Raw genomic sequence first — 10,166 nt, forward strand, 5'->3', positions numbered from 1 at the left:
GATGACGGTAGCCACCCAACTGCGACTGGAAATTCCAGAGCCCCATAACGCTATACAAACCGAACTGCACCCGGACCTGAACCGCGCCCACGTACGTTTCATCGGTCTGGGCAAAACCTACAACGGTCAGCAGGGTCCGGTGGCGGCATTGCACGGCATCGACCTGGCGATCCAGCACGGTGAAGTGTTCGGCATCATCGGCCGCAGCGGTGCCGGCAAATCGTCGCTGATCCGCACCATCAACCGGCTGGAGCAGCCGAGCACCGGCCGCGTGCTGATCGATCAGGTGGACATCGGCGAGTTCGATGAAGACCGCTTGGTGGCGCTGCGTCGACGGATCGGCATGATCTTCCAGCACTTCAACCTGATGTCGGCCAAAACGGTGTGGCAGAACGTCGAGCTGCCGCTGAAAGTCGCCGGTGTGCCCAAGGGCAAACGCGAGCAGAAGGTTCGCGAACTGCTGGAACTGGTGGGCCTGCAAGGCAAGCACAACGCCTATCCGGCGCAGTTGTCCGGCGGGCAGAAACAGCGCGTCGGCATCGCCCGCGCGTTGGTGCATGACCCGGCGATTCTGCTGTGTGACGAAGCCACTTCAGCGCTGGACCCGGAGACCACTCAATCGATCCTCGGCCTGCTGCGCGAGATCAATCAGCGCCTGGGCCTGACCATCGTCCTGATCACGCACGAGATGGCGGTGATCCGCGATATTTGCGACCGCGTCGTGGTGCTCGAACACGGCAAAATCGTCGAGCAAGGGCCGGTCTGGGAAGTCTTCGGCAACCCGCAGCATGAAGTCAGCAAGACCTTGCTCGCCCCGCTGCAACACGCCCTGCCGGAAGAACTGCAAAGCCGTTTGCGCCCACTGCCGCCATCCTCGGACGCGGCGGTGGTGCTGCGTTTGCAGTTCACCGGCAGCGCCACCGACGAGCCGGACCTGGCCGCGTTGTTCAGCGCCCTCGGTGGTCGCGTGCGCTTGCTGCAAGGTGGCGTGGAACGGATTCAGGGCCATGCGTTGGGGCAGTTGTTGTTGGCGGTCACCGGCTCGCCGTTGGATGCCGAAGATTTATGCCAGCGCGCCAGCCAATGGGCACAACAGGTGGAGGTGCTGGGTTATGTGGTTTGATCGCTTGCTGCAAGGCTTCATCGACACCTTCCTGATGGTCGGTGTGTCGTCATTGATCGCGCTGTTGGTGGGCATTCCGCTGGCGGTATTTCTGGTCACCAGCTCCAAGGGCGGCATCTACGAAGCACCGACGCTGAACCGTGCATTGGGCGCGTTTGTGAATCTGTTCCGCTCGATTCCATTCTTGATTCTGATGGTGGCGCTGATTCCGTTTACCCGGCTGATTGTCGGCACCACGTATGGCGTCTGGGCGGCCGTGGTGCCGCTGACTATCGCCGCAACGCCGTTCTTTGCACGGATTGCCGAAGTCAGTTTGCGTGAGGTCGATTTCGGCTTGATCGAGGCCGCGCAGGCGATGGGCTGCCGGCGTTGGCACATCGTCTGGCATGTGTTGCTGCCGGAAGCTCTGCCTGGGATTGTCGGCGGGTTCACGATTACGCTGGTGACGATGATCAACTCATCGGCCATGGCAGGGGCGATTGGGGCCGGAGGGTTGGGCGACATTGCGTACCGGTATGGGTATCAGCGTTTTGACAGCCAGATCATGTTGACGGTGATTGTGTTGCTGGTGGTGTTGGTGGCAATCATCCAACTGGGCGGGGATCGGTTGGCTCGGGGGCTCAACAAGCGCTGAACCTGACGCACTGGTCGAGCTTTTGTGGCGAGGGGGCTTGCCCCCGTTGGGTTGCGAAGCAGCCCCAAGCCATTCAACGAGGTGTGTCAGGTAAATCAGATCGTCAGGTTTTGGGGTTGCTGCGCGACCCAACGGGGGCAAGCCCCCTCGCCACAAAAGCCTCCTCGCCACAGTAATAACCGACCTTAAAGGGGGAAGTTTTCGTACAGGAAAATCAGAGCTCCTGAAGGTCCGTTCCCTTTCCTTTGAAGGACATTTCCTAGATCATTCCGCTCGCTTGCGCCTGCCAATTTCCGTGGCTAGTCTCGGTCCGTCACTGCTCATCAGTGATCGGGTTTAGTCGCCCGGATTTTACTAGGCGTACAGCGTCACCTCATTTCAGGTTCTACTACCTGAACGTTATGGTGGCTGTGCGCAGGGCACCTTCGGGTGCGCCGGGTTGCCTAGTGACCGGTCGACTAACCTGTGCGCAGCCGCCACCCCTGATCGTTTAGTCGCGATATCGGTTGGCTCCCATTAGCACTAGGAGTTTTACCAATGAAGAAATCCGTACCCGATCCGCCTCCCGAAACCTCCACCAACGAAACCACCACTGACGACCCGCCCAGGGATCGATCAGCGCTCTACCGCGCCATTGATTTCTACCTCACGGGTGATCAACCCTCACCGCCTGATGAATTGCGCTTCTACAACGTCAGCAAAGACGTGAGCTTCGAAGACACCCAACTCTATGTCGCCGACCTGCTGCGCTGTGCTTCGGTGACGGCGTATCAGTGTGGCGATCACCTCAAAGGGGCGGAGCGCGCCATGGTGTTTTCGGTCTGGCATTTGCTGGAGATTGCCAAAGCCATGGTGGATCGCTCGATTGATTGCCTGGGGATGAAGCAGGCTGAGTGATGGGTTGTCAGTGATGCCGCTTTCGCGAGCAGGCTCGCTCCCACAGGGGATTTGTGAGCGACATAAATCACTGTGGGAGCGAGCCTGCTCGCGATGGGCTGCGAAGCAGCCCCGGGGTTGATGGCGTATATTCGGCAAACCCCAATTGCCTGCGCAGCCCCTCATGAAACAGACCCCCGACGACCTCCAGCAAATCACCGCCACCACCCTGGGCCATTACAACTCGGTGGCCGAAGGATTTCGCGAAGGCACGCGTGATCACGATGTCAGCCAGAACATCGATGCCCTGTTACGGCACATTCAGGGCGAGGCGCCGTTCGACATTCTCGACTTCGGCTGCGGCCCCGGCCGCGACTTGCAAACGTTCACGCGCATGGGACATACCGCCGTCGGCCTCGACGGCTCGGAAAAGTTTGCGCAGATGGCACGTGAGGACAGCGGTTGCGAAGTCTGGCAGCAGGACTTTTTGAAACTTGATTTACCGGCCGAGCGCTTCGACGGGATTTTTGCCAACGCGGTGTTGTTTCACATCCCGCGCCAGGAACTGCCTCGGGTGTTGAAGCAATTGCGTGGGGCGTTGAAACCGGGTGGGGTGTTGTTCAGTTCCAATCCTCGCGGGGAAAATCAGGAAGGCTGGAATGGGCCGCGTTATGGGGCTTATCACGATCTTGCGGCGTGGCAGGATTTGCTGATTGAGGCGGGGTTTGTGGAGTTGGAGCATTACTATCGGCCAGCGGGGCTGCCGCGGGAGCAGCAGCCTTGGTTGGCGAGTGTTTGGCGTAAGGCTGTGTAACCCGTCAAAGCCCCTTCGCGAGCAGGCTCGCTCCCACATTGGATCTGTGGCGTTCACAAATCACCCTGTGGGAGCGCGCCGGCTCCGGGCGGCGCTCCGACGAATAGAGCGCGAAGCGCTCGATTTTTTAAGCCGCCTCTTTCTTCGGTTCGCGAATCTTGTACCAGGCCACATACAGCGCCGGTAAAAACAGCAGCGTCAGCAACGTCGCGATGATGATCCCGCCAATCATCGCGTAGGCCATCGGCCCCCAGAACACTTCCCGGGCAATCGGGATCATCCCCAGGCTCGCCGCCGCAGCCGTCAGCAGGATCGGCCGACGTCGATGCTCGGTGGCCTCGACCACCGCGTCCCACGGCGCATAGCCCTTCTTCTCGTACTCATCGATCTGGGTCACCAGAATCACCGAGTTACGAATGATGATGCCGATCAGCGCCAGAATCCCGAGGATCGCCACAAAGCCCATCGGCGTCCCCGTCGGCACCAACGCAATGACCACGCCGATCAGGCCCAACGGCGCGACGCTGGCCACCAGGAACAGCTTCTGCACGCTGTGCAACTGGATCATCAGGAAGGTCGCCATCAAGAACAGCATCAACGGCACAACCTTGGCAATCGGCCCTTGGGCCTTGCCGCTCTCCTCCACCGTACCGCCGGTAGCGACCTTGTAGCCTGCCGGCAGCTTGGCGGCGAAGGCATCGATGGACGGCTTGAGGATTTTCACCAGGTCCGTCGGCTGGATCTCATCGCGTATTGCCGCCTTGATGGTGATGGTCGGCAGGCGATCGCGACGCCACACCAGCGGCTGCTCCAGTTCGTAGCGCACCGTGGCGAATGCCAGCAACGGAATCGAGGTGCCGCTCGGTGTGAGGATCTGCAGGTTTTGCAGGGTTTCCGGCGTACCGCGCTCGGAGTCCACGGCACGACCGACCACGTTGATCAGATAGATGTCGTCGTCGACCTGGGTCACCGCCTGGCCGCTGACGATGCCGTTCATCAAGTTGGCCACGTCTTCGGAAGACAGCCCTAACTGCCGCGCCTTGTCCTGGGCGATGTCGATCCGCAGCACTTTGCCCGGCTCGTTCCAGTCGTAGATGATTTCGCCAACGTGCGGATTCTTGTCCAGCTCTGTGGCCAGGTCGATGGCATGTCGGCGCACCTGATCGATGTCTTTGCCGCTGACGCGGTACTGGATCGGACGCCCTACCGGCGGGCCCATTTCCAGTGCCTGGACATAACTGCCGATGCCGACGAAGTCGTTGCGCAAGCGCTCGCGAAGCTTCTGCATCATGGCCTCACGGGTCTTGCCTTTGCTGACGATCACCAACTGCGCGTAGAACGGGTTTTGCAGTTGCTGGTCCAGTGGCAGGTAGAAACGGATGGCGCCCTGACCGACGTAGGTGCTCCAGCGCACGATATCCGGATCGTCCTTGAGCGTGGCTTCGAGACGATCGACAGCCCTGCGGGTTTCGTCGATCGAGGCGTTTTGCGGCAGGTTCAGGTCCACCAGGATTTCCGGTCGATCCGAAGACGGAAAGAACTGGTTCTGCACGAAGCGCATGCTGAATAACGCCAATGCAAAGCACAGCACGGTGATGCCGATGGCCCACCAGCGATTGCGCATGCACCACAGCAGCCCGCCATTGAAGGCTTTGCCGATGCGTCCGGGTTCACCTTCGTGAGGTTTCACGTTGGTGCTGAGAATGTGCACGCCGATCACCGGCGCGAACAGCACCGCCACCACCCACGACACCAACATGGCGCAGGCAATCACCGCAAACAGCGTGTAGGTGTACTCACCGGCGGAGCTGGCGTTAAGGCCGATCGGCACAAAACCCGCCACCGTCACCAACGTACCGGTGAGCATCGGGAACGCGGTCGAGGTGTAGGCGAACGTGGCCGCCTGCTCCTTGGTCTCGCCCATCTCCAGGCGCGTGACCATCATCTCCACGGTGATCATCGCGTCGTCCACCAACAGGCCGAGGGCGATGATCAGGGCACCCAGGGAAATCCGCTGCATGGTGATGCCGCTGTACTCCATGTACACAAACACCATCGCCAGCACCAACGGGATCGAGCACGCCACCACCAGCCCGGCGCGCACGCCGAGGCTGATGAAACTGACCACCAGCACGATGATCACCGCCTCGAACAGCGCACTGGTGAAGCCGCCGACGGCCTCTTCCACCACCACGGCCTGGTCGGAGACGTTGTAAATGCCGACGCCTATAGGCAGGTCGGCGGTCAGTTGGTTGATCCGCTCATGCAAGGCCTTGCCGAACGCCTGGACGTTGCCACCCTTCTGCATGGCAATCGCCAGGCCGATGGCCGGTTTGCCGTTGTAGCGAAATTCCGGCGAGGCCGGATCGACGTAGCCACGGCTGATGTCGGCAATGTCGGCCAGACGGTAATAGCGGTCGTTGAGCTTGAGGTTGACCTCGGCCAGGTCTTTCTCCGAGGCGAACTTCCCTGAAGTGCGCACCGAAATCCGCTCCGGCCCGGCCTCGATGACACCCGCCGGGGTCACGGCGTTCTGGCTTTGCAGGCTCTGCACCACCTGACGCTCATCAATGCCCAGCGCTGCGAGTTTGCGTGTGGAGAAGTTCAGGTACAGCACTTCATCCTGCTGGCCGACCATTTCAATCTTGCCCAGACCCGGCACACCGCGAATTTCCATGCGGGCCTGTTCCACGTAATCGCGCAACTGACGCAAGGTCAGGCCGTCGGCAGTAAAGGCATAGATCGATCCGAAGACGTCACCAAACTCGTCGTTGAACGACGGTCCCTGTATGCCTTGCGGGAACTGGTACTTGATGTCGTTGATCTTCTTGCGCACCTGGTACCAGATTTCCGGGATGTCCTTGGCACTGGTGGTGTCACGCAAGTACACGTAGACCGTGGACTCGCCGGGGCGCGTGTAGCTTTTCACATAGTCGAGGGAATCGAGTTCCTCGAGTTTTTTCTCGATGCGGTCGGTGATCTGCTTGAGGGTTTCCTCCTGCGTCGCCCCCGGCCATTTGCTCTGGATCACCATGGTCTTGATGGTGAAGGAAGGGTCTTCTTCGCGCCCCAGGTTGAAATACGAGAACACCCCCATCAGCAACGCGACGAACATCAGGTACCAGACGAACGACTGATGCTTGAGGGCCCATTCGGAGAGGTTGAAAGGCCCTTTCATTGACTGTCCTCGTCAAATTTCACTGATTGCCCCGGTTTGAGGCTGTTTACGCCGGCCGTGATGACGCGCTCGCCGTTCTTGACGCCGCCGGCCAACACCACGGTGCTGTCAGTACGGCTGATGACCTTGACGTCCCTGGGTGCCACGGTCTTTTTCTGTGTATCAATCACCCAGATGCGGGGTTTGCCGTCGACCTCCTGCAACGAGGTGAGAGGCAGTTCGATGCGCGGCTTGATCGCCGAACTCAGGGTGACGCTTATCGCGGTGCCCAAGCGAAAGCCTTCCGGCGTTTCAGCGAGGGTCAGGCGCGCGCGACGGGTGCGCGTGGCACTCTGCGCCTGGGGTTCGATTTCGCGGATGATCGCGGTGGTATTGGTGTTCGGATCGAGTTGGGCGGCGACCTGAAACACCACATCCTCGGGCAGTTGATCGACCAGGGTATCGGGCAGGTCGATGACCGCCTCCTTGATGTCCGGTTGCGCCAGGGTCACCACTTGCTGGCCGGCAGAAACCACTTGGCCGGCCTCGGCGTTCCATGCGGTGACCACGGCTTTATGGTCGGAGCGCAACTCGGTGTAGCCGAGTTGATCCTGGCTCTGGCTGACCGCCGCCTGAGCTTGCTCGAGGGAGGCCTGGGTGGTTTTCAGATCGGTCAGGGCGGCGTCCAGCTGCGCTTGCGCACCCACTCCGCGATCAAACAGGGCCTGCTGGCGCGACGCACTGGCTTTGGCATTGATCAATTGCGCGTAGATTTTCGCCAGGTCGCCCTGAGCCGAACGCAACTGGTTTTGTTGATCAGAAGGATCAAGGGTCGCGAGCAATGTGCCCTTCTCGACCTCGGCCCCGACATCGACGTTACGACTGGCGATGCGCCCGCCCACCCGGAAGCCGGTATTGCTTTCGTAGCGCGCCTGGATGCTACCGGCAAACCGGCCCAGATCCTCTTCGTTCAACGCCTCGACCTTGACCGACAGCACCGGGCGTACCGGCTCCGGCGGTGGCTCGTTTTTCGAGCAGGCGCTCAGCACCAGCCCGAGGGACAATCCAAGGGGCAATGCCCACAAAGGCTTCATGGCTTGGCTCCCCAACTCAGATCCTTATAAGTATTTTCGGCAATTTCGACTTCCATGCCCGGGTGCAACAACTGTCCGCCGGCGACGATGACTTTGTCACCCTCCTGCAGGCCTTTGCTGATAATGACCCTGCCCGTCAGGTAGCGCAGAACGGTGACCGAGTGCAATTGGGCCTGGCCCTTGTCGTCGACCAGCCAGACAGCAGGCTCACTGATGTTTTTGGTCAGGGCCGACCACGGCAGCTCGATCGCCGACTTGCCCGAACCTTTGGCCGTGGCGCTCACCACCGAGCCCAGTTGCATGCCGTCGGGCAGGCTGTTGAGGCCAACCTTGACCTGTACGGTGCCGGACTGAGCGGACACTGACGGGGTCACTTCGCGTACGGTGCCGGTGGTTTTGATGGCGGGGTTGTCGAGCAGGCTGAGGACAATGGTTTGATCCGCCGGCTTCTCGGCCAGCAGCGCTTCATACACATTGAACACCGCATCCCGATCGCCATCACGAGCCAGGCTGAACACCGGCATGGTTGCCTGCACGACCTGACCGACTTCTGCCTGACGCGCGGTAATGATGCCGGGGGCATCGGCAACCAATGCGGTGTAACTCAGTTGATCCCGGGCATTGGCCAACTGCGCCTGGGCAGCGGCCAAGGCGCTCTGACTGCTGCGCAACGCTGCCTGCGCCGAGTCATATTCGCTCTGGCTGGTGTAGCCCTTGGGCAGGAGTTTTTGCTGGCGTACGAACGCCGCGGCATTCTGCTTAACCAGCGCCTGTTGGGCGGCCACTTGGGCCTGGGCCGAATCGACGCTGGTCTGTAAATCCTTGGGATCGAGCCGCGCCAGCACTTGCTTGGCGGTCACCCGATCACCGACATCCACCGAACGCTGGATGATTTTGCCGCCAACGCGGAATGACAGCTCGGTCTGGACGCGTGCCTGTATGTCTCCCGTCAGCGTTACCGAGGCCGCGTAATCCGCCGGTTTGACCACTTGTACGAATACCCTTGGAAGGTATTCCTGAATCGGTTTTTTCTCGTCGCACGCCGTCAGCAGGGTTGCGACACTCAAGGCCATGATGACTTTCAATCCGGAAACCGCCATGCAAACTCCTTGGCCTTTTTTTGGACAACACGACAGAGAGCTTAGAACAAAGTTGCGACCTTGCACGACCGACTTATGAGGAAAAAATTTTTAACGATTTCTGCTGAAAACACTTGCCGTAGACGCCTGCGCGTACCTGACAATGCCCGCCGATTGATCCCGCCCAAGGAACACGCATGCTCAAAACTCTCGCGGTGGCCAATTACCGCTCGATCAATAAATTGGTGATTCCGTTGGGCCGGTTGAACCTGATCACCGGCCCCAATGGCAGCGGTAAATCCAACCTCTACCGCGCGTTGCGCCTGCTGGCGGAAACGGCTCAGGGCGGCGTGGTCAATGCGCTGGCCCGTGAGGGTGGGCTGGATTCAACTTTTTGGGCCGGGCCGGAAAACATCACCCGGCGCATGCGCAATGGTGAAGTCTCGGTCGAAGGCAGCGTCCGTCAATCGCCCATGCGTTTGCGCCTGGGCTTTGCCGGTGAAGACTTCAGCTACGCCATCGCTCTGGGCCTGCCGATGCCGCAACCGGATCACATCACGTATTTTTCGCTGGACCCCGAGATCAAGCGAGAATGTATCTGGGCCGGCGCCGCTTACCGTCCTGCCAGCCTGCTGGTGGACCGCAATGGCCCGATGGTCCGTGCCCGGGACGGTCGCCAGTGGGAAGTGCTGGCCCAACACACGCCGGATTTCGACAGCCTGTTTGATCAGGTCGGCAGCTTTCGCACCACGCCGGAAGTCATGAAACTGCGTGAATTTATTCGGCGCTGGCGTTTCTACGATCACTTTCGCAGTGATGCCGACGCACCGGTTCGCCAGCCGCAACTCGGTACCCGCACGCCCGTGTTGCACCATGACGGTCGTGACCTGGCGGCGGCGTTGCAGACCATCAGGGAAATCGGCGATCCCGAGGCGTTGCAGGCGGCGATCAGCGATGCCTTTCCCGGCGCGCGGCTGAACATCGCGCCATTGCAGGGCGGGAGGTTTGCCATTGAGTTTTATCAGGAAGGGCTATTGCGGCCGTTATCGGCCGCCGAATTGTCGGATGGCACGCTTCGTTATTTGCTGCTGGTCGCTGCGCTGCTGACACCCCGCCCACCCACGTTGATGGTGCTGAACGAACCGGAAACCAGCCTGCATCCAGACCTGTTGCCGGCCTTGGCTCGCTTGATTATCCGGGCCTCGGAGCAGTGCCAGGTGTGGGTGGTGTCTCATGCGCGGCGGTTGATTTCGGCGTTGCAGGAAGACCCGGAATGCAATTGCATCGTGCTGGAGAAAAACCTCGGCCAGACCGTAATGCTGTTCACTTAAGCGGAGCAGCCTTACGGTCCACTGGAAACCGGGTCTTTGAGATCTTCACCGTCCTTGG

At 60.4% G+C, this 10,166-nt stretch carries 8 protein-coding genes; 5 read left to right on the forward strand and 3 right to left on the reverse strand.

Annotation, left to right across the window (positions count from 1 at the left end):
* Position 1: 1 nt before the first annotated feature.
* The 4 genes from AC07N8_RS23930 (at position 2) to AC07N8_RS23945 (ending at position 3,447) form a co-directional block, all read left to right on the forward strand.
* Entirely contained in the window at positions 2-1,123 is a 1,122-nt protein-coding gene (locus tag AC07N8_RS23930; protein ID WP_493145961.1) for a methionine ABC transporter ATP-binding protein, read from the forward strand.
* Positions 1,113-1,757, forward strand: a complete 645-nt coding sequence (locus tag AC07N8_RS23935; RefSeq protein ID WP_027922257.1) for a methionine ABC transporter permease — start codon at positions 1,113-1,115, stop codon at positions 1,755-1,757. Before AC07N8_RS23930 ends, AC07N8_RS23935 begins: the two co-directional genes overlap by 11 nt.
* Positions 1,758-2,294: 537 nt before the next feature.
* Positions 2,295-2,654: a DUF6124 family protein gene (locus tag AC07N8_RS23940; RefSeq protein ID WP_493145960.1), complete on the forward strand. Its 360-nt coding sequence runs from the start codon at positions 2,295-2,297 to the stop codon at positions 2,652-2,654.
* 163 nt (positions 2,655-2,817) lie between these two features.
* A complete protein-coding gene (locus tag AC07N8_RS23945; RefSeq protein WP_483840885.1) occupies positions 2,818-3,447 on the forward strand; it encodes a class I SAM-dependent methyltransferase in 630 nt (209 codons plus the stop codon).
* A 127-nt stretch (positions 3,448-3,574) separates the two neighbouring features.
* On the opposite strand, the gene AC07N8_RS23950 is transcribed toward AC07N8_RS23945, so the two are convergent.
* From AC07N8_RS23950 to AC07N8_RS23960, 3 genes are read right to left on the reverse strand one after another with little or no spacing between them, the layout of a single operon-like run.
* Complete coding sequence (locus tag AC07N8_RS23950; protein WP_483840884.1) at positions 3,575-6,625, reverse strand: efflux RND transporter permease subunit; 3,051 nt, start codon at positions 6,623-6,625, stop codon at positions 3,575-3,577.
* Complete coding sequence (locus AC07N8_RS23955; RefSeq protein WP_493145959.1) at positions 6,622-7,698, reverse strand: efflux RND transporter periplasmic adaptor subunit; 1,077 nt, start codon at positions 7,696-7,698, stop codon at positions 6,622-6,624. Before AC07N8_RS23955 ends, AC07N8_RS23950 begins: the two co-directional genes overlap by 4 nt.
* Positions 7,695-8,798 carry an efflux RND transporter periplasmic adaptor subunit gene (locus AC07N8_RS23960; protein ID WP_483840882.1) on the reverse strand — a complete coding sequence of 368 codons (1,104 nt, stop codon included), beginning with the start codon at positions 8,796-8,798 and terminating at the stop codon, positions 7,695-7,697. The genes AC07N8_RS23955 and AC07N8_RS23960 overlap by 4 nt, the downstream gene beginning before the upstream one ends.
* A gap of 176 nt (positions 8,799-8,974) precedes the next feature.
* On the opposite strand from AC07N8_RS23960, the gene AC07N8_RS23965 reads away from it, so the two are divergent.
* Positions 8,975-10,108 carry an AAA family ATPase gene (locus tag AC07N8_RS23965; protein WP_493145958.1) on the forward strand — a complete coding sequence of 378 codons (1,134 nt, stop codon included), beginning with the start codon at positions 8,975-8,977 and terminating at the stop codon, positions 10,106-10,108.
* Positions 10,109-10,166: the final 58 nt, after the last annotated feature.

The organism is Pseudomonas sp. GW821-FHT10C09 (assembly GCF_059415465.1).